We start from the raw sequence: 19,719 nt of genomic DNA on the forward strand, positions 1-19,719 counted from the left end.
ACCAAACACCGGCCAGCAGCGCGACCACGGCGTAGAGCCAGCCGGCCGCGGGGATCAGCGCCAGCGTGGCAGCCACCGTCAGCCAGGTGTAGATGACGATCTGAGTGGTGACCTGACGCTCGGTCGCGACCACGGGCAGCATCGGGACACCGGCGGCGGCGTAGTCGTCCTTGTACTTCATGGCCAGCGCCCAGGTGTGCGGTGGTGTCCAGAAGAAGATGATGGCGAACATCGCGATGGCCTGCCAGCTGATCGACCCGGTGACCGCCGACCAGCCGATCATCACCGGCATGCACACGGCCGCGCCGCCCCACACGACGTTCTGCGAGGTGCGGCGCTTGAGCACCAGCGTGTAGACGAGCACGTAGAACGCGATGGTGGCCGCGGCCAGGTGGGCCGAGAGCATATTGGTGGTCCACCAGAGCCAGAAGAACGATCCGACCGACAGCGCCAAGCCGAACACCAGGGCGTGGCTGCGCGGCACCGTGGCGCGGGCCAGTGGCCGCCGCTCCGTGCGCTTCATCACCTTGTCGATATCGGCGTCGGCCACACAGTTCAGCGTGTTGGCGCCGCCGGCGGCCAGCATGCCGCCGACCAGGGTGTTGAGAATCAGAATCAGATCCGCCGAGCCGCGGGATGCCAGCAGCATGGCCGGAATGGTGGTGACAAGCAGCAGTTCGACGACCCGGGGTTTGGTCAGCGAGAGATAGCCCAGCACGCTGGTGCGGAACCGGCTCTGCCGGCCATCCAGATCACCCTCGACGAGATGGCTCTCGGGGATATTCACCCGGTCAACTCCTCACGGACAGCATCGGTTCAACCGCCCATTGTCTACTACAGAGGATGGTAGACCGCGGCGCTGCCGATTCGGTACTGCGGGGCCGATTGCCTGCCATAGGGTGAGAGGCCGGAGCAGGTAGTTGATCGATTCGACCGTCAGATCACCGCAAAGTGAGGGTTTGTGACCACGCTAGAAGAGATTTCCGCGCTGACCCGGCCGCACCACCCGGCTGACTGGACTGACGTGGATTCGCTGGCTGTCGATACGGCCCGGGTGCTCGCCGCCGACGCCGTGCAGAAGGTCGGCAACGGCCATCCCGGGACGGCGATGAGCCTGGCGCCGGCGGCCTACACGCTGTTCCAGCGGGTGATGCGGCACGATCCGTCCGACACCGCGTGGTTGGGCCGGGACCGTTTCGTGCTGTCCTGCGGGCATTCCAGCCTGACGCTCTACATCCAGCTCTATCTCGGCGGGTTCGGCCTGGAACTCTCCGATATCGAGTCGCTGCGCACCTGGGGTTCCAAGACGCCGGGCCATCCCGAGTACGGCCACACCAGGGGTGTGGAGATCACGACCGGTCCACTGGGCCAGGGTCTGGCCTCGGCGGTCGGGATGGCGATGGCTTCGCGCTATGAGCGCGGCCTGTTCGACCCCGATGCGCCGGCCGGCACCAGTCCGTTCGACCACTACATCTATGTGATCGCCTCCGACGGCGACATGGAAGAAGGCGTGACCAGCGAGGCCTGCTCGCTGGCCGGTACCCAGCAGCTGGGCAACCTCATCGTGATCTGGGATGACAACGAGATCTCCATCGAGCACAACACCAAGATCGCGTTCACCGAGGACACGCCTGCCCGCTACGAGGCCTACGGCTGGCATGTGCAGAAGGTGGACGGCGGGGAGAATGTGGTCGGCCTCGAGGAGGCCATCGCCAAGGCCAAGGCCGTCACCGACAAGCCGTCGTTCATCGCGCTGCGGACCATCATCGGCTACCCGTCGCCGACCAAGATGAACACCGGCGGGGTACACGGCTCGGCGCTGGGCGCCGATGAGGTAGCCGCCACCAAGAAAGTGCTCGGCTTCGACCCGGACAAGAGTTTCGAGGTCCGCGATGAGGTTATCGGCCACACCCGCAAGCTGGTCGACCGCGGGCGCGCCGCCCACACCGAGTGGCAGACCGGTTTCGATGCCTGGGCCAAGCGTGAGCCGGAACGCAAGAAACTGCTCGACCGTCTGCTCGCCGGGAAGCTGCCCGACGGCTGGGCGTCGGCGCTGCCGCACTGGGAGCCCGGCTCCAAAGCGGTGGCAACCCGGGCCGCCTCCGGCGATGTGCTTTCAGCGATCGGCCCGGTGCTGCCCGAACTGTGGGGTGGATCGGCTGACCTGGCCGGCAGTAACAACACCACCATGAAGGGCGCCAAATCCTTTGGCCCACCCTCGATCTCGACTGAGGACTGGACCGCCGACTGGTACGGACGCACCCTGCACTTCGGCATTCGCGAGCATGCCATGGGCGCAATCCTGTCCGGCATCGTGCTGCACGGCCCGACCCGCGCCTACGGCGGGACGTTCCTGCAGTTCGCCGATTACATGCGCGGTGCGGTCCGGCTGGCCGCACTGATGAACATCGACCCGGTCTATGTGTGGACCCACGACTCCATCGGACTCGGCGAGGACGGCCCCACCCACCAGCCGATCGAGCACCTTGCGGCACTGCGCGCCATCCCCCGGCTCGCGGTGGTGCGGCCGGCCGACCCGAACGAGACGGCCTATGCCTGGCGCGCCATCCTGGAACGCACCGGCGGTAACGGCCCCACCGGACTCATCCTCACCCGCCAGGGCGTCCCAGTCCTCGAAGGCACCAGCAGCGAGGGCGTCACCCACGGTGGTTATGTGCTCGGCGAATGCGGCTCGGCCGATGCCGATGTGATCATCATCGCCACCGGATCCGAGGTACAGCTGGGTGTCGAAGCGGCGGCGATCCTGGCCGCCGAAGGCGTCCGGGCCGCCGTGGTGTCGATGCCGTGCGTCGAGTGGTTCGAGGCCCAGTCGCAGGAGTACCGCGACCATGTACTGCCGCCGGCGGTGCGCGCCCGGGTTTCGGTGGAGGCCGGCATCGCACAGGGCTGGCACAAGTTCGTCGGCGACGGCGGCCAGATCATCTCGATCGAGCACTTCGGCGAGTCGGCCGACGACAAAACCCTGTTCCGCGAGTTCGGCTTCACCGCGGAGGCCGTCGCCGCCGCGGCCAGGCGAGCAATCGGCAACTGAATCCCCAAACCCGCTGCCCTCAAAGGAGAAAACGCATGGCCCAGAACCCCAACCTTGCGGAGTTGTCCGCGGAAGGCGTCTCCGTCTGGCTCGATGACCTGTCCCGCGACCGGTTGCGGTCGGGCAACCTCCAGGACCTGATCGACACCCGGTCGGTGGTCGGCGTGACCACCAACCCGTCCATCTTCCAGGCCGCACTGTCACACGGCACCGCCTATGAGGGGCAGGTGGCCGAACTCGCCGGCCGCGGCGCGGACGTGGACGCGACCATCCGCACCATCACCACCGACGATGTGCGGGAAGCCTGCGATGTGCTGCGACCGGTGTGGAAGCACTCCAACGGCGTCGACGGCCGGGTGTCCATCGAGGTCGATCCCCGACTGGCTCATGACACCGACAAGACCATTCTGCAGGCCATCGAACTGTGGAAGATCGTCGACCGGCCCAACCTGCTGATCAAGATCCCTGCCACCCTGGCCGGCCTGCCGGCGATCACCGCGGTTCTGGCAGAGGGCATTTCGGTCAACGTCACGCTGATCTTCTCGGTCGACCGGCACCGCGCGGTGATGGACGCCTACCTCGCCGGACTGGAGGCCGCCCTGCAGGCCGGCCACGACCTCAACACCATCCACTCGGTGGCATCGTTCTTCGTGTCCCGGGTGGATACCGAGATCGACAAGCGTCTTGAGGAGATCGGAACCAAGGAGGCGCTGGAGCTGCGCGGTAAGGCCGGGGTGGCCAACGCACGACTTGCCTACGCCGCCTACGAAGAGGTGTTCTGCTCCGGTGGGCGCTGGACGCCGCTCGCGCAGGGCGGCGCCTGGGTGCAGCGCCCGCTGTGGGCGTCCACCGGCGTCAAGAACCCGGACTACTCCGACACCCTCTACGTCACCGAACTGGTGGCGCCGGACACCGTCAACACCATGCCGGAGAAGACCCTCGAAGCAGTCGCCGACCACGGCCGCGTGCATGGCAACACAATCGACGGCACCGCCGCCGACGCCCAGGGCGTGTTCGACGCGCTGACGGCGGTCGGCATCGACCTCGCTGATGTCTTCCGTCTGCTGGAGGATGACGGTGTGGACAAGTTCGAGAAGTCCTGGCAGGAGCTGCTCGACGCGACACAGGGTCAGCTGGACGCCGCGAAGAAATGACCGCTGCGCTGAGCACACCCGGCCCGGCGGGTTGGCACAACCCGCTGCGGGACAAGCGCGACAAACGGATGCCGCGTATCGCCGGGCCGTGCGGGGTGGTGATCTTCGGCGTCACCGGTGATCTGTCCCGTAAGAAGCTGATGCCGGCGATCTACGATCTGGCCAATCGCGGGCTGCTGCCGCCGTCCTTCGCGCTGGTGGGTTTCGCCCGCCGGGACTGGGCCGATCAGGACTTCGGCAAGATCGTCTACGACGCGGTCAAGGAGCACGCCCGCACTCCGTTCCGCCAAGAGGTCTGGGATCGGCTGGCGGAGGGAATTCGCTTCGTGCAGGGCAGCTTTGACGATCCGTCCTCGTTCACCCGGCTGGCCGAGACGTTGGACAAACTCGATGTCGAACGCGGCACCGGCGGCAATCACGCCTTCTACCTGTCCATCCCCCCGAACGCCTTCCCGGTGGTCACCGAACAACTCAAGAAGTCCGGCCTGGCCAATCCCGAAGACGGGCGCTGGAGTCGGGTCGTCATCGAGAAACCGTTCGGCCATGATCTGGCCAGTGCCATCGAGCTCAACAAGGTGGTCAACAGCGTGTTCCCCGAGGAGTCGGTGTTCCGCATCGACCATTACCTCGGTAAGGAGACGGTGCAGAACATCCTCGCGCTGCGGTTCGCCAACGAACTGTACGAGCCGATCTGGAACAGCCACTACGTCGACAGCGTGCAGATCACCATGGCCGAGGACATCGGACTGGGTGGCCGGGCCGGGTATTACGACGGTATCGGCGCGGCTCGGGACGTGATCCAGAACCATCTGCTACAACTGCTGGCGCTCACCGCGATGGAGGAACCGGTCAACTTCGGGCCCGACGAGGTCAAGGCCGAGAAGATCAAGGTGCTCGGCGCCACCCGGCTTGCACAACCGCTGGACCTGACCACCTCTCGCGGCCAGTACACGGCGGGATGGCAGGGCGGCGAGCATGTGGTCGGACTCCTCGACGAGGACGGCTTCTCCAAGACCTCGACCACTGAGACCTTCGCAGCGATCACCCTGGAGGTCGACACCCGGCGCTGGGCAGGTGTGCCGTTCTATCTGCGGACCGGAAAACGTTTGGGCCGCAGAGTCACCGAGATCGCGCTGCTGTTCAAGCGGGCGCCACATCTGCCGTTCGACGCGACGATGACCGAGGAGCTCGGCTCGAACGCACTGGTGATCCGAGTGCAGCCGGACGAGGGCATCACCCTGCGCTTCGGCTCCAAAGTCCCGGGCAGTGCCATGGAGGTCCGCGACGTCAACATGGACTTCTCCTACGGTTCGGCGTTCGCCGAGGACTCCCCCGAGGCCTACGAACGACTGATCCTCGACGTCCTGCTCGGCGAGCCGTCTCTGTTCCCCACTAACGCCGAGGTCGAATTGTCCTGGGAGATCTTGGATCCCGCGCTGGAATACTGGGCCACCCATGGCACCCCCGACCCGTACGAGTCGGGTACCTGGGGCCCCGCGTCGGCGTTTGAGATGCTGCAGCGTTCCGGGCGCGAGTGGAGACGGCCATGATCGTCGATCTTCCTGACACCACCACCAACGCAATCAACAAGCGCATCATCTCGCTGCGCGAGGAGGGTGGCGCCATCACGTTGGGGCGGGTGCTGTCCCTGGTGGTGGCCCCGGATACCGAGGCCATTCTGGAGGACGCCATCGAGGCGGCGGTTGCCTCCAGTCGTGAGCATCCCTGTCGCATCGTCGTAGTGGTGCCGGTCGACCGGTTGGCTGCCGAACCCCGTCTGGACGGCCAACTCCGGGTCGGCGGCGACGCAGGCGCCGGCGAAGTGGTGGTGCTGCGGACCCACGGACCGCTGGCGGCGCACGCCAGCAGCGTGGTGCTGCCGTTCCTGCTGCCCGACACCCCGGTGGTGGTCTGGTGGCCGGGGGCCGCACCGGCGGTGCCCGCCGAGGATCCTCTGGGCTGCTTGGCTGTGCGGCGCATCACCGACGCCACCGGGACCGAGGATCCGCTGGCGACGCTGCGCAGCCGGCTCGCGGGCTACACCCGCGGCGACACCGACCTGGCCTGGAGTCGGATCACCTACTGGCGCGCCCTGCTGGCTTCCGCACTGGACCAGCCGCCGTATGAGCCGATCACCTCGGCGGTGGTGTCAGGCCTGCAGCACGAGCCGGCGCTGGACATCCTGGCGGGCTGGCTCGCAGCCAGGATCGACGGGCCGGTGCGTCGGGTGGTGGGTGATCTCAAGGTCGAGCTGATCCAGTCCGGTGAGACCATCACGCTGAGCCGACCCCAGGACGGGACCACCGCCACACTGAGCCGTACGGGCCGGCCCGATGCGCTACTGCCGCTGGCACGGCGGGAAACCCGCGAGTGCCTGGCCGAGGATCTGCGCCGGCTCGACGCCGACGAGATCTATCACGAGGCGCTGCTGGGAATCGACAAGGTGCAGTACCGCTGACATGACTGTCACCGTCGAGACCTACCCCGAGACCACCGCGCTGGTGAACGCCGCCGGTGACCGGCTGGCCGCCGCAATCGATTCCGCCATCGCAGCCCGCGGCACGGCGATGATCGTGCTCACCGGCGGCGGCACCGGAATCGCGTTGCTGAAACGACTGGGTACGCATCCGGTCGACTGGTCCCGGGTACACCTGTTCTGGGGCGATGACCGTTATGTTCCGCATGACGACGCCGAGCGCAACGAACTGCAGGCCCGCGAGGCGCTGCTTGACCACATCGCCATCCCGGCCGGCAATGTTCACCCCATGCCACCCAGCGACAGCGTGTTCGGTGACGACATCGACGCCGCCGCCGCCGCATATCAGGAGATTCTCGCTGATCTGGCTGAACCCGGTTCGCCCACACCGGTTTTCGACGTTCACCTACTCGGCATGGGCGGCGAGGGCCATATCAACTCATTGTTCCCGCAGACCGCCGCGGTGCGGGAGGCCGAGCGCATGGTCATCGGGGTCACCGACTCCCCCAAACCGCCGCCGCGCCGGATCACCCTGACCCTGCCGGCGGTCTGCCGCTCCCGCGAGGTGTGGCTGGTTGTCTCCGGCGAGGCCAAGGCCGACGCGGTTGCCGAGGCCATCGGCGGAGCAGCGGCCGATGACATCCCCGCGGCCGGTGCCGTGGGTCGCGACGCGACGGTGTGGCTTCTCGACACCGCAGCCGCGAGCAGGCTCAGCGGCGAGGGATCGCGCTAACCGCTGTTGCGCAGCGCCGAGGCCAGGCCGCTCATGGTCAGCAAGATCCCCCGCTGCACCAGATCGTCGTCATCGCCGGAGCGATAGCGCCGCAGGAGTTCGACCTGCAGGTGGTTCAGCGGCTCAAGGTAGGGAAAGCGGTTGAACACCGACCGCGCCAGCGCTGGATTGTCGGCCAGCAGATCCTCGTGACCGGTCACCAGCTTGTGCATCCGGATGGTGCGCTCGTGCTCGGCGCGGATCTTGTCGAAAACTCGGTGACGTAACTCGGCGTCATCGACAAGCTCCGAATAATGTGCCGCCAGGCCCATATCCGACTTGGCCAGCACCTGCGCCATATTCGACAGCACCGTGCGGAAGAACGGCCACCTCTCGTACAACTCGCGCAGCACCCCGACCCGCTGATCGTCTCCCGCGATCCATTCCTCCAGCGCCGCTCCGGTTCCATACCACCCGGGCAGCATCACCCGGGATTGACTCCAGGCCAGCACCCACGGGATGGCCCGCAGATCGGCGATCGACGTCGTCTGTTTGCGCGAAGTCGGCCGGCTGCCGATATTGAGCGAACCGATCTCACTGACCGGCGTGGAAGCCGTGAAGTACTCGACGAATCCCGGCGTCTCATGGACCAGGTCGGCATAGGCGCGTTGAGCCAGTTCGGCAAGTTCGTCGAGCACCCGGTACGCGGGTTCGGCGACGTCGCCTAGACCCTCGACATCGAGGAGGGTGGATTCCAGGGTGGCGGCGACCAGGCTCTCCAGATTGCGGTGCGCGATCCGTGGCTCGGCGTATTTCGCGGCGATCACCTCACCCTGTTCGGTCAGCCGCAGCGAGCCGTTGACCGCGCCGGGAGGCTGGGCCAGGATCGCGTCATAGCTGGGGCCGCCGCCGCGGCCGATGGTCCCGCCGCGACCGTGGAAGAGCCGCAACCGGATGCCGGTCTTGCGGGCCGACTCGACCAGATTGAGCTCAGCCCGGTACAGCGCCCAGTTCGCCGCGAGGTAGCCGCCGTCCTTATTGGAATCGGAGTAGCCCAGCATCACCTCCTGGTTGCGGTCACGCGCGTCAACCACGGCTCGGTAGATCGGTAGGTCCAGCGCCGCTTCCAGAATCGCCGCGCCCTGTTGCAGATCGTCGATGGTCTCGAACAGTGGCACGATGCCCACCGGGGCGTACGGGACGGACCCGGAAACATCGAGGAGCCCGCACTCTTTGAGTAGTAGCGCAGCCTCCAGCATGTCCGAGACGGACTGGCACATCGAGATGATGTAGGTCGGAACCGCCGATTCGCCCAGTGCGCCTACCGCCCGGGCCGCCGCGGAGATGATGTCGAGTTCCTTGCGGGCCAACTCCGAGAGTTCGGCATCCTCCCGGATCAGCGGTCGGCGGGTGGACAGTTCCCCGGCCAGCAGGTCGATCCGGCTGTCCTCCGGCAGCGCGGTGTAGTCCGGGTGGACTCCAGCCCAGCGCAACAATTCGGCCACCACCTGCTCGTGGGTCTCGGAGTTCTGCCGCAGATCCAAACCGCAGAGGTGAAACCCGAACGCGTCCAGCGCATCCCGCAGCCGGGCCAGCCGGTCATCGGCCAGCAGCCCGCTGCCGAAGGCCCGCAGAGATGAGTCGATGACGACGAGATCGGCAGCCAGTTCCTCAGGGGTGCGATAGGGCGGCGATCCGAGATCCAGAATGTGCTCGGGCTGGCGGTCCAGGACTTCGGCCGCGGTCGCGGTCAGCCGAGCCCGGATCACCCGAACCGCACGCCGGTAGGGCTCGTCGGCACGCTCGGGCTCGGTACACGACGCGGCCAGCCCGAGCAGTTCGTCGCTGACATGAACGAGCCGTGCCGACATCGACAGCTCCTGCTCGAGGAGGAGCAGTTCGTCGAAGTAATGCGCCAGCACCGCGAACGCGGCACTTCCGGTGGCCAGCCGCACCACATCCGCGGTGACGTTCGGATTGCCGTCCCGGTCGCCTCCGATCCAGGATCCCGGGCGCACCATCGGCCGCTCGAGCAGATCGGCGTCCGGCCACCTAGTGCGTAGGGCATCACGCACACCGGCATTCACCTTGGGGATCACCTCGAAAAAGGCGGCCTGGTAATACCGCAGCCCCGACTCGATCTCGTCCTGAATCTTCAACCGGGACAACCTGATCAGAGCTGTCTGCCACAGGGTGAGGATCTGACGGCGCAGTTCGGTATCGACTGAGCGGCCGTCCTCGGTCTCGTGCTGACCGTGCATGCGTAGCCGCATCAGTCGGGTGATGTGGTTCTGGGTGTCGAATACCGTGCGCCGCCGGGTCTCGGTGGGGTGCGCGGTGATGACCGGGGACACCAGCGCGCCGCGCAGCCCGTCGGCCACCGTGCGTGCGTCCAGTCCGGCCGCGTCAAGCTTCTGGTAGGTCGCAGCAAGCGTGCTGTCGGGAGCGGGTTCGCCCGCAGCCACGTGCACCTCACGCCGTCGCTCGCGGTGAATGTCCTCGGCAACATTGGCCAACAGCGCGAAGTGGCTGAACGCCCGGATCACCGGGAGTGCCTGGTGGATGTCGATGCCGGAGAACAACCCGGTCATCTGGGCACGGTCGATCTCGGAGCGGCGCACCCGGAATGACTCCACCCGCGCACGTTCGACGAGATCGAAGACCTCCGGCCCGTTCTGCTCGCGCACGGTGTCGCCGAGCATCGTTCCGAGCAGCCGGATGTCCTCCCGCATCGGCTCAGTGGCCTCACGCCCGACCGCGGTGCGATAAACCGCCCCGATCGGCTCCAGCGCAGCTTCTGACTGCACATCGGGCATAACGCCGGACGGACCCATGTGACAAGTATCAGCGCTGGTGGGATAACCCGCGACCGGGGCGGCAGCAGATCACACTTCTGCCGCTCAACAGGCCCCGGCAGCGAACCCCGTCAACGTAGTATCCGGCCCGAGGCGCGAAATCTACGGAAGGAATACCGGGCGATGAAGCACAGCCGGCGAGAACGACCCCTCGGAGGTCCTCTGCTGGCAACCGGGATCTTGGCAGCCGGACTGGGCGCCGCGCTGATTCTCCCGGGAATGGCTGCGGCATCGCCGGGCGGGGACTCCGGCCGCAGTCCCGGACCGGTCGCCGGCAGCCGCTCAAGCCATCGCCCATCAACCCCAGCTGCCGCCGTGCAGCGCGCTCGTGCATCGGCGGCACCCTCAGCAAAAGCACCTGCACCGAATAGTGTCCCCACCCGGACGCCGGGTCCCCTACGGGCCGCCGTTATGGCCATGCAGGCCTATGTCTACGGCTATCCGCTGCTGGAGTTCGAGAAGTTCCGGTCCCAGGCCACCAGCCTCAACACCATCTCGCTGCGGACCGGTTTCGCCAGTCCTGATGCCGTTCCGATCTGGCGACCGAATGCCGACACCTTCTACTCGCGCGCGGTGCTGGACCTCAGCGATGGGCCGGTGGTGCTGTCCATCCCCGATATGGGCGACCGCTACTTCAGCTTCCAGCTGATCGACCCCTACACCAATGTCGTCGACTACATCGGCGCCCGAGCCACCGGGTCCGGACCGGGCACCTTCGCGATCACCTGGTCCGGCGGACCGCAGGTGAGCGTCGCCGGCGCCCAGACCGTGACGGTGCCGGATCGCAATATGGTGATGCTGGGTCGCACCCTGGTCGGTGATGCCATCGACCAGCAGCAGGCCATAGCGCTGATGAAGCAGTTCAGCCTCACCGCGTCCGGCTCGTCGGCGACACCGCCAGCCGCGACGGACCCGCCCACCGGGGTGGCTCTGCTGGATGCGATCAGCGCGGCGATGGAGCTGAATCCGCCACCGGCAACCGACGCGGTACGGCTGCAGGCGATCGCGCAGATCGGGGTGGGGCCCGGACTGCGGGTGACGGATGCGCATCTGGGGCCGCTGGCCAACGCTGCCGTCGACCTTGCCGTTCGGGCCGCCGTGGTGCTGCTTCCACTGCTGTCGGGAATGGTCCAGTACGAGTCGGCGCTGGCCAACCGCGGCTGGGCGATCACCGATCCGGCGATCGGCGAGTACGCCACCAACTACCGGTTGCGTGCCGCCGTCGCCCTGATCGGCCCGTGGGCGAACATTCCCGACGAGGCGGTGTACTCGGCGGGGCTCCTGGATCGGTACCTGTTGCCGCTCAACGGCTCCCACAGCTACGTCATGCATTTCGCACCTGGACAGCAACCGCCGGCTGGCGCGTTCTGGTCGGTCACCGTGTATGACCCGCTCGGACAGTTCGTGCGAAATACCCTGAACCGGTACAGCATCAGCAGCAGCCGGCCGGACGAACTCGTCCACCGGCCGGACGGATCGGTGGACATCGTCTTCTCACAGCAGGACCCTGGTGATCCCGGCGCCAACTGGCTACCGGTGCCCGGCGGCCAGTTCAGCGCTTATCTTCGGGTGTACGTCCCAGGCGACGCGGTGCTCGACGGCAGCTGGACACCACCGCCGATCGAACCGCGGCGCTAGGAGTATTTGATCTGCAGCGCGATGCCGATGATGGCGACCAGCCAGATACCGGTGACGAAGTAGGTCAGCCGGTCGAGGTTCTTCTCCACCACGGTCGAGCCGGACAGGCTGGATTGCACGCCGCCACCGAACAGCGAGGACAGGCCGCCGCCCTTGGCCCGGTGCAGCAGAACCAGGAGTATCAGCAGCACGCTGGTGATAATCAGCAGGATCTGCAGAGCCAGAATCATGGCTACCAGGGTACCTGGTTGAACAGGCCGGTCAGGGCAGGGGTCCACCTGCGGCGATGGCCGACAGGGTGGCGAACTGCTCGCCTTCCAGCGACGCACCGCCGACCAGCGCACCGTCCACATCGAGCTGACCGACGATCTCCCCGACGTTCTTGGCGTTGACCGACCCGCCGTAGAGGACCCGCACACCGTCGGCGATCTTGGGTGAGGCGATCTTGCCCAACTCGGCGCGGATGGCGCCACAGACCTCCTGGGCGTCACCGGCGCTGGCCACCCGACCGGTGCCGATAGCCCAGACCGGCTCATAGGCGATCACCACATCGGCAAGTTGCTCGTTGGTCAAACCCGCCAGCGAACCCCGCAACTGCGCGAGGTTGTGCTCGACGTGGTTGCCGGCCTCACGCACCTCGAGATGCTCACCGATGCAGACGATCGGGATCAAACCGTGCCGGAAGGCAGCGGCGGCCTTCGCCGCGACCAGCGCATCGTCCTCATGGTGATACGTCCGCCGCTCGGAATGCCCGACGACGACGAACGTGCAACCCAACTTGGCCAGGAACGCCCCGCTGATCTCGCCGGTGTAGGCGCCGGAGTCGTGCGGGGACAGATCCTGGGCGCCGTAGGTCAGCAGTGGCTTATCGGCGTCGACGGCGGTCTGCACGCTTCGCAGGTCGGTGAACGGCGGGAGGATGGTCACGTCGACCTTGGCGAAGTACTTGTCCGGCAATGAGAAGGCGATCTTCTGAACCAGAGCGTTGGCCTCGAAGTGATTGAGGTTCATCTTCCAGTTGCCGGCGATCAGCGGTTTACGCGACATATTCGCTTGGTTCGCTTCCTAGTCGAGGATCTCGATACCCGGGAGGGTCTTGCCCTCAAGGTATTCCAGCGACGCGCCGCCGCCGGTGGAAATGTGGGAGAAACCGTCATCCGGCAGACCGAGCAGTCGCACAGCCGCCGCCGAGTCGCCGCCGCCGACCACGCTGAACGCCCCTTTCGCGGTGGCGCCGATGATGGCCTCGGCAACACCGCGGGTGCCGGCCGCGAACGACGGGAACTCGAAGACACCCATCGGCCCATTCCAGAAGATGGTGCGGGCATTGGACAGCAGCGTGGCGAACCGCGCGACCGATTCGGGACCGATGTCCAGGCCCATCTTATCGGCCGGAATCTTGTCGACGGTCACCCGCTCGGGTGCGGAGTCGGCCGAGAACTCGGCGGCGACGACGATGTCGACCGGCAGGTGAATGACGTCGCCGTAGTCCTCGAGGAGTTGACGGCAGGTGTCGATCATCTCCTCCTGCAGCAGCGACTTGCCTACCGGAACACCCTGTGCGGCAAGGAATGTGAAGCACATACCGCCGCCGATGATGACACTGTCGGCCTTGCTTGCCAGGTTCTCGATCACCGCGAGCTTGTCGGAGACCTTCGAGCCGCCCAGCACCACTGCGTAGGGCCGTTCGCCGGCGCTGGTGAGCTGTTGGAGAACCTTGACCTCGGCGGCCACCAGGGTTCCGGCATAGTGCGGGAGGAGCTTCGCGACGTCGTAGACCGAGGCCTGTTTGCGGTGCACCACCCCGAAACCATCCGAGACGAAAGCGCCGTCATCGCCGACCAACTCGGCCAGCTCCTTGGCCATCGCCGTGCGCTGAGCCTCGTCCTTGCTGGTCTCTCGCGGGTCGAAGCGAATGTTCTCCAGCAACAGCACATCGCCGTCGGTCAGCCCCTCGGCGCGGGCGAGTGCGTCGGTACCGACCACATCGCCGGCCAACTGGACGTGACGGCCCAGCCGTTCTGCCAGAGCCGCGGCGACCGGGGCCAGCGACAGCTTCGGGTCGGGGCCGTCTTTGGGCCGGCCCAGATGCGCGGTCACCACGACCTTGGCGCCCGCATCGGCCAGCGCCCTCAACGTGGGCACCGACGCGTCGATACGACCCGGATCGGTGATGGCGCCGTGCTCGTCGAGTGGGACGTTGAGGTCGCAGCGCACCAGGACGCCGCGGCCCTGCACTCCCTCGGCGAGCAGGTCGGCCAGGCTTGGGACGGACACGGTTACGTCTTCGGCGATCTAGAGCGACTTGCCGACCAGTGCGACGAGGTCGACCAGCCGGTTGGAGTAGCCCCACTCGTTGTCGTACCAGGAGACCACCTTGGCCTGGTTGTCGATCACCTTCGTCAGGCCGGAATCGAAGATCGAACTGTGCGGGTCGGTCACGATGTCACTGGAGACGATCGGGGCGTCGTAATACTTGAGGATGCCCTTGAGCTTGCCCTCGGCGGCAGCCTTCATCGCGGCGTTGAGTTCCTCGACGCTGGCGTGTTTGGCGAGTTCGACGGTCAGGTCGGTGACCGAGCCGGTGGGGATCGGAACCCGCAGTGCGTAGCCGTCCAACTTGCCCTTCAGTTCGGGCAGTACGAGGCCGATCGCCTTGGCGGCGCCGGTCGAGGTGGGGACGATGTTGATCGCGGCGGCGCGGGCCCGGCGCAGATCCTTGTGCGGGCCGTCCTGCAGGTTCTGGTCACCGGTGTAGGCGTGGATCGTCGTCATCAGGCCGCGGACGATGCCGAACTCGTCATTGATGACCTTGGCCATCGGCCCGAGGCAGTTCGTGGTGCACGAGGCATTGGAGATGACCTTCTGGCTACCGTCGTACTTATCGTCGTTGACACCCATCACGATGGTGATGTCCTCGTCGGAGGACGGCGCGGAGATGATCACCTTCTTCACTCCGGACTGCAGATGGCCGTGCGCCTTGACGTCGTTGAAGTGTCCGGTGGACTCCACCACCACGTCGACGTCGGCCTCATTCCACGGCAGTGCGGCCGGGCCGTCCTTGACCGCGAAGGCCTTGATCTTGTGCTTACCGACATGGATGTGGTCACCCTCGGCGGAGACCTCCTCCGGGAAGCGGCCCAGGATGGAGTCGAATTTCAGCAGGTGAGCCAGAGCGGCGGGGTCGGTCAGGTCGTTGACCGCCACGATCTCGATGCCTTTGGCCTTGCCTTCCGCCTGCTGGGCGGCCAGCGCCCGGTAGAAGTTGCGCCCGATGCGGCCGAAACCGTTAACGCCAACCCGGATCGTCACGTCTGTCTCCATCCTTCTGCACTCCAGTTGCACTACGCAGCCTAGTGCCGTGGTCAGGGGCCCGCGGCGGGAACCCCGCGCTCCGCGTACCGTCGCTGCTATGACACTGATCACGGCGCTGCCGCTGGCACCGGAGTTCGACCGGCTGCGGGGGCGGCTCGGGCAGCGCCTGTTCGCGATGGTCGCCGGGCCCGACGGGCCGCAGAACCGGAGCCGGATCCACACCACCCCCGGCCCCCGCTGGTTCGCCGAGGACCGGCCGATCCGTCAGGTGCACGCCGATGCCTCGATGTTCGTCGGCGGGCTCCGGGCGCTGCTGCTGCAGTCACTGCACCCGCTCGCGATGGCCGGGGTTGCCGGGCACTCCGACTACCGCGGCGATCCGTGGGGCCGGCTGCAGCGGACCAGCACCTTCCTGGCCGTCACCACCTTCGGCACCGCCGACGACGCTCAGCGCGCGGTCGACCGGGTGCGCGGTATCCACCGCCGGGTGCACGGCACCGCCCCGGATGGCCGGCCCTACCGCGCCGACGACCCGCACCTCCTGGAGTGGGTCCACATCGCCGAGGTGGACAGCTTCCTGCTCGCCCATCAGCGTTTCGGCGCATCCCCGCTGGATCAGGACGGCCGGGACGCCTACGTAGCCGACACGGCCAGGGTCGCGATGGCACTCGGTGTTGCCGACCCACCCCGCACCGAGGCCGAGCTGGCCGAGCGGATCGCGGCCTACCGCCCAGAACTGCAGAGTACCGATGCCGCGCGCGAGGCCGCCCGGTTCCTGCTCGTCACTCCGCCGCTGCCACTACTGGCGCGCGGACCCTACGGCGTGCTGGGCGCCACCGCGGTCTCGCTGTTACCGGCGTGGGCGCGGCTGCCGCTGCGGCTTCCCTACCTGCCTCCGTTGGAGGCCACCGGAATCCGGATCGCAGGGCGGGTGCTGGTCGGCGGGATCCGCTGGGCGCTATCGGCTGATCAGCCAGAAGTCGTTGCAGCAGAATAGCTTTCGCGAGCGGCGCTCAGGCGTCCTCGAGCAGGTCTGGGGTGACCGCCGACTCGGTGTCGGGGATCCCGTCCTGCTTTGCTTTGCGGTCAGCCATCGACAGTAGACGCCGGATCCGCCCTGCCACAGCATCTTTCGTCATCTGCGGTTCGGCCAGCCGGCCCAGTTCCTCCAACGAAGCCTGCCGGTGCTCCACCCGGAGCTTGCCGGCGGCAGCCAGGTGATCGGGCACGGTGTCGCCGAGGATCTCCAGGGCGCGCGCCACCCGCGCTGCCGCGGCCACGGCCGCCCGCGCCGAGCGACGCAGGTTGGCGTCGTCGAAGTTCGCCAGTCGGTTGGCGGTGGCCCGCACCTCGCGGCGCATCCGGCGTTCCTCCCAGGTGAGCCGGGTGTCCTGGGCGCCCATCCGGGTCAGCAGCACGCCGATGGCCTCGCCGTCGCGTACCACCACCCGGTCGATACCGCGCACCTCACGGGCCTTGGCACTGACGCCGAGACGTCGGGCCGCACCCACCAGGGCCAGCGCCGCCTCCGGTCCCGGACAGCTGACCTCCAGGGCCGACGAACGGCCCGGTTCGGTCAGCGAACCGTGTGCCAGGAAGGCGCCGCGCCAGGCCGCTTCGGCGTCGGCGATCCCACCGCCGACCACCTGCGCGGGCAGTCCGCGGACCGGACGGCCACGCATGTCCAGCAGACCGGTCTGGCGCGCCAGTGCCTCACCGTCCTTGGCGACCCGCACCACATACCGGGTGCTCTTGCGGATACCGCTGGCCGACAGAACGTGCACCGATGCGCTGTAGCCGTACAGGTCGTAGATGTCTTTGCGCAGCCGGCGGGCGATGCTCCCCAGATCCACTTCGGCCTCGACCACCACCCGGCCGGAGACGATGTGCAGACCACCCGCGAAGCGCAGCAGCGAGGCCACCTCGGCACGCCGGGCGCTCACCGAATTGATGACCAGGCGGCTCAGTTCGTCTTTCACCTCAGCGGTCATCGCCACGGGTCGTCACCTCTCGGTCCGCTACCGGACGCTCGCCCCGGCGCGGGGGCAGCAGTCGGAATCGTGGTCGTCACCGTCGTCTCCCCCGTGGCCGTCTCGGTCGTGCGTGTGTGTGGGACCCGCACCGACTCCAACGCCGCGGCAAGCTTCGCCGGGTCATGTAAAGGTGTACCAGGTCTGGAAACGTCGGCAAACATCACTGACGCATCCAGCAGGGTGGCCGTGCGACGCAGCTGATCCCGTTCCCGCTCCGACGGCACCCTGGCCGCGTCGACGATAATGTCATGAACGGTGAAACCCGGCGCATGCTGGGCCAGCACATGCAGATGCCGCTCAGCGGAGAAGCCCGCGGTCTCTCCTGGTTCGGCGTCCAGATTCAGCACCAGCGCGCGGCGGGCCGGGGTCGACTTCAGTGCCGCGGCCAGTCCGGGCACCAGAACGTGCGGGATGACGCTGGTGAACCACGAACCCGGCCCCAAAACCACCAGTTCGGCACCCATGATGGCGTCGACTGCCTGCCTGGTGGCGGGTGGATCACCGGGCAGCAGGCGAACCCGGCGCACTTTGCCCGGCGTGGTCGCCACCGCGACCTGCCCGCGGATGACCCGACTCATCCGGGGGTCGCCCTCCAGTCCCGCGACATCGGCCTCGATCTGCAGCGCTATCGGGCACATCGGCAGCACCCGACCCCTGATGCCGAGGATGCGGCCGAGTTCATCGAGTGCGGCAACCGGGTCGGCGAGTAACTCGTTGAGGCCGGCCAGCAGCAGGTTGCCGATGGGATGGCCGGCGAGTGCTCCACTGCCACCGAACCGGTGCGCAATGATGGTCGCCCACAACCGGCCGTGCGGGCTGTCGGATGCCAACGCCGCCAACGCCATTCGCAGATCGCCGGGCGGCACCACATCGAGTTCGGAGCGCAATCGGCCCGATGATCCGCCATCGTCTGCGACTGTCACCACGGCGGTGACGTACGGGGTCAGCCGGCGCGCAGCCGACAGTGTCGCGAACAGACCGTGTCCGCCGCCCATCGCGACGATGCCCTGGTTCGGATGGGTCATTCCCGCCCCAGATCCCGGTGCAGCACGCGAACCGACAGTTGCTCGTCGCCGGCCAGCAGGGCCGCCAGCGCCTCGGCGATCGCCACGCTGCGGTGCTTCCCACCGGTGCAGCCGATGGCCACGGTCATGTACCGCTTGCCCTCCCGGTTGTAGCCATCGACGACCAGGCGCAACAACTGGTGGTAGGTCTGCAGGAATTCATCGGCGCCGGGCTGGGCCAGCACGTAATCGCGCACCGCGGGCGACTGACCGGTCTGCGGTCGCAGTTCGTCGACCCAATGCGGGTTGGGCAGGAATCGGACGTCCATCACCATGTCGGCGTCCATCGGCAGACCGTATTTGAAGCCGAAGGACTCCACGGTGACGCTGGTCTTGGGCACCAGGCTGCCGCCGAACGCGCGCTCGATGGTGGCCCGCAGGGCCGGCACGGACAGATTCGAGGTGTCGATGACCAGATCAGCGGTGGCCCGTACCGGTGCCAGCATCGTCCGCTCCGCAGTGATCCCCTCGGCCAGGGTCTGGTTGCCCTGTAGGGGGTGGCTACGCCTGTTGTTCTCGTAGCGGCGTACCAGAATGTCATCGGTCGCCTCAAGGAACAGCACCCGCGGGATGATGTTGCGGGCCCCCAGGTCCTTGCGCACCGCATCAAGATCGCCGGTGAACCCGCGCGAGCGGACGTCCATCACCACCGCGAGTTGGGTGATCCGCGAACCGGCCGCCAGGCCGAGTTCGACCATCTGCGCGATCAGTTCCGGCGGCAGATTGTCGGCGACATACCAGCCGAGGTCCTCGAGCACCTTGGCCGCCGTACCGCGCCCCGCGCCGGAGAGTCCGGTCACCAACACGACGTCGATATCGGGAACCGCGCCTGCAGCCGTGCCGACCGAGGTCCCCGGCCCCTCGTCTGCTGCCGTGTGATCCGTCATATTGCCCGCTGGTCGTCGTTCATACCCAGTTCAGCATCTTGGTCCACGGCGGCCTCCGGTGCAGCCGAACCGGGGTGATCAGCACCGCGGGAATCCTCTGCTGCGCCGAGCGCGTCCAGGACAGCCGCGGCGGTTGTCGCACCGATGCCCGGCACCGCGGTGATCTCCTCGATGCTGGCCTGCCGCAACTTGGCCACCGAGCCGAAGTGCGTGACCAGCGCCTTGCGCCGGGTGTCACCGAGGCCGCGCACGCTGTCCAGTGCGGATTCGGTCATCCTTCGACTGCGCTTGCTGCGGTGGTAGGAGATCGCGAACCGGTGCGCCTCGTCGCGCACACGTTGCAGCAGGTAAAGGCCTTCGCTGTTGCGCGGCAGGATCACCGGGTCGGGGTCACCCGGCACCCAGACCTCCTCGAGGCGCTTGGCCAGGCCGATCACCGCGACATCGGTGACACCGAGTTCGGCGAGGACCGCGCTCGCGGCATTCACCTGCGGGGCGCCGCCGTCGACGACATAGAGATTCGGCGGATAGGC

17 protein-coding genes are annotated in these 19,719 nt (G+C 67.2%); 7 read left to right on the forward strand and 10 right to left on the reverse strand.

Annotated features, from left to right (window positions below):
* The coding region (locus tag ACR2JI_RS14405) for a heme o synthase (RefSeq protein WP_526391130.1) at positions 1-751 on the reverse strand (751 nt) is incomplete at its 3' end.
* A gap of 210 nt (positions 752-961) precedes the next feature.
* Here ACR2JI_RS14405 and tkt point away from each other — a divergent pair.
* Genes tkt through pgl form a run of 5 tightly spaced genes read left to right on the forward strand, consistent with a single transcriptional unit; the run spans position 962 to position 7,415 of the window.
* Positions 962-3,052, forward strand: coding sequence for a transketolase (gene tkt / locus ACR2JI_RS14410; protein ID WP_526391098.1), 2,091 nt, complete (start codon positions 962-964; stop codon positions 3,050-3,052).
* A gap of 35 nt (positions 3,053-3,087) precedes the next feature.
* On the forward strand, positions 3,088-4,206 hold the full coding sequence (tal, locus tag ACR2JI_RS14415; RefSeq protein ID WP_526391100.1) for a transaldolase: 1,119 nt from the start codon (positions 3,088-3,090) through the stop codon (positions 4,204-4,206).
* Positions 4,203-5,756: a glucose-6-phosphate dehydrogenase gene (zwf, locus tag ACR2JI_RS14420; RefSeq protein ID WP_526391102.1), complete on the forward strand. Its 1,554-nt coding sequence runs from the start codon at positions 4,203-4,205 to the stop codon at positions 5,754-5,756. The genes tal and zwf overlap by 4 nt, the downstream gene beginning before the upstream one ends.
* Positions 5,753-6,664, forward strand: coding sequence for a glucose-6-phosphate dehydrogenase assembly protein OpcA (gene opcA / locus ACR2JI_RS14425; RefSeq protein WP_526391104.1), 912 nt, complete (start codon positions 5,753-5,755; stop codon positions 6,662-6,664). The genes zwf and opcA overlap by 4 nt, the downstream gene beginning before the upstream one ends.
* A 1-nt stretch (position 6,665) precedes the next feature.
* The gene (gene pgl, locus ACR2JI_RS14430) at positions 6,666-7,415 is read left to right on the forward strand and encodes a 6-phosphogluconolactonase (protein WP_526391106.1); all 750 of its coding nucleotides are present in this window, start codon (positions 6,666-6,668) and stop codon (positions 7,413-7,415) included.
* On the opposite strand, the gene ppc is transcribed toward pgl, so the two are convergent.
* Positions 7,412-10,228 (reverse strand): phosphoenolpyruvate carboxylase, encoded by a 2,817-nt coding sequence (ppc, locus tag ACR2JI_RS14435; RefSeq protein ID WP_526391108.1) that lies wholly within the window; start codon positions 10,226-10,228, stop codon positions 7,412-7,414. The genes pgl and ppc overlap by 4 nt on opposite strands.
* 432 nt (positions 10,229-10,660) lie before the next feature.
* Between ppc and ACR2JI_RS14440 the strand changes: the two genes are divergently transcribed.
* Entirely contained in the window at positions 10,661-11,887 is a 1,227-nt protein-coding gene (locus ACR2JI_RS14440) for a DUF1254 domain-containing protein (RefSeq protein WP_526391110.1), read from the forward strand.
* On the opposite strand, the gene secG is transcribed toward ACR2JI_RS14440, so the two are convergent.
* The 4 genes from secG to gap are packed head-to-tail and all read right to left on the reverse strand — an operon-like array spanning position 11,884 to position 15,199.
* Positions 11,884-12,117 carry a preprotein translocase subunit SecG gene (gene secG / locus ACR2JI_RS14445; protein WP_526391112.1) on the reverse strand — a complete coding sequence of 78 codons (234 nt, stop codon included), beginning with the start codon at positions 12,115-12,117 and terminating at the stop codon, positions 11,884-11,886. The genes ACR2JI_RS14440 and secG overlap by 4 nt on opposite strands.
* 31 nt (positions 12,118-12,148) lie before the next feature.
* Positions 12,149-12,934: a triose-phosphate isomerase gene (gene tpiA, locus ACR2JI_RS14450; protein ID WP_526391114.1), complete on the reverse strand. Its 786-nt coding sequence runs from the start codon at positions 12,932-12,934 to the stop codon at positions 12,149-12,151.
* An 18-nt stretch (positions 12,935-12,952) separates the two neighbouring features.
* Complete coding sequence (locus ACR2JI_RS14455; protein WP_526391116.1) at positions 12,953-14,164, reverse strand: phosphoglycerate kinase; 1,212 nt, start codon at positions 14,162-14,164, stop codon at positions 12,953-12,955.
* A gap of 18 nt (positions 14,165-14,182) precedes the next feature.
* Entirely contained in the window at positions 14,183-15,199 is a 1,017-nt protein-coding gene (gene gap, locus ACR2JI_RS14460; protein WP_526391118.1) for a type I glyceraldehyde-3-phosphate dehydrogenase, read from the reverse strand.
* Between the two features lie 100 nt (positions 15,200-15,299).
* Between gap and ACR2JI_RS14465 the strand changes: the two genes are divergently transcribed.
* Positions 15,300-16,199, forward strand: coding sequence for an oxygenase MpaB family protein (locus tag ACR2JI_RS14465; RefSeq protein ID WP_526391120.1), 900 nt, complete (start codon positions 15,300-15,302; stop codon positions 16,197-16,199).
* 16 nt (positions 16,200-16,215) lie between these two features.
* Here the strand turns inward: ACR2JI_RS14465 and whiA are convergent, their stop codons facing one another.
* The 4 genes from whiA to ACR2JI_RS14485 all read right to left on the reverse strand — a co-directional run.
* Complete coding sequence (whiA, locus tag ACR2JI_RS14470) at positions 16,216-17,199, reverse strand: DNA-binding protein WhiA (RefSeq protein WP_526391122.1); 984 nt, start codon at positions 17,197-17,199, stop codon at positions 16,216-16,218.
* Entirely contained in the window at positions 17,190-18,260 is a 1,071-nt protein-coding gene (yvcK, locus tag ACR2JI_RS14475; protein WP_526391124.1) for a uridine diphosphate-N-acetylglucosamine-binding protein YvcK, read from the reverse strand. Before yvcK ends, whiA begins: the two co-directional genes overlap by 10 nt.
* The gene (rapZ, locus tag ACR2JI_RS14480) at positions 18,257-19,186 is read right to left on the reverse strand and encodes an RNase adapter RapZ (protein ID WP_526391126.1); all 930 of its coding nucleotides are present in this window, start codon (positions 19,184-19,186) and stop codon (positions 18,257-18,259) included. The genes yvcK and rapZ overlap by 4 nt, the downstream gene beginning before the upstream one ends.
* Positions 19,183-19,719: helix-hairpin-helix domain-containing protein (locus ACR2JI_RS14485; protein WP_526391128.1), on the reverse strand; the 537-nt coding region annotated here is incomplete at its 5' end. The genes ACR2JI_RS14485 and rapZ, both read right to left, overlap by 4 nt.

The sequence above is a fragment of the Mycobacterium sp. genome, assembly GCF_051006775.1.
Taxonomy (GTDB): domain Bacteria; phylum Actinomycetota; class Actinomycetes; order Mycobacteriales; family Mycobacteriaceae; genus Mycobacterium.

Bases quoted from the DNA above. Each gene is read 5' to 3' on its own strand.
- tal (WP_526391100.1), top strand. From the start codon at position 3,088: ATGGCCCAGAACCCCAACCTTGCGGAGTTGTCCGCGGAAGGCGTCTCC.
- zwf (WP_526391102.1), top strand. From the start codon at position 4,203: ATGACCGCTGCGCTGAGCACACCCGGCCCGGCGGGTTGGCACAACCCG.
- opcA (WP_526391104.1), top strand. From the start codon at position 5,753: ATGATCGTCGATCTTCCTGACACCACCACCAACGCAATCAACAAGCGC.
- pgl (WP_526391106.1), top strand. From the start codon at position 6,666: ATGACTGTCACCGTCGAGACCTACCCCGAGACCACCGCGCTGGTGAAC.
- ppc (WP_526391108.1), bottom strand. From the start codon at position 10,228: ATGGGTCCGTCCGGCGTTATGCCCGATGTGCAGTCAGAAGCTGCGCTG.
- ACR2JI_RS14440 (WP_526391110.1), top strand. From the start codon at position 10,661: ATGGCCATGCAGGCCTATGTCTACGGCTATCCGCTGCTGGAGTTCGAG.
- secG (WP_526391112.1), bottom strand. From the start codon at position 12,117: ATGATTCTGGCTCTGCAGATCCTGCTGATTATCACCAGCGTGCTGCTG.
- tpiA (WP_526391114.1), bottom strand. From the start codon at position 12,934: ATGTCGCGTAAACCGCTGATCGCCGGCAACTGGAAGATGAACCTCAAT.
- ACR2JI_RS14465 (WP_526391120.1), top strand. From the start codon at position 15,300: ATGACACTGATCACGGCGCTGCCGCTGGCACCGGAGTTCGACCGGCTG.
- yvcK (WP_526391124.1), bottom strand. From the start codon at position 18,260: ATGACCCATCCGAACCAGGGCATCGTCGCGATGGGCGGCGGACACGGT.
- rapZ (WP_526391126.1), bottom strand. From the start codon at position 19,186: ATGACGGATCACACGGCAGCAGACGAGGGGCCGGGGACCTCGGTCGGC.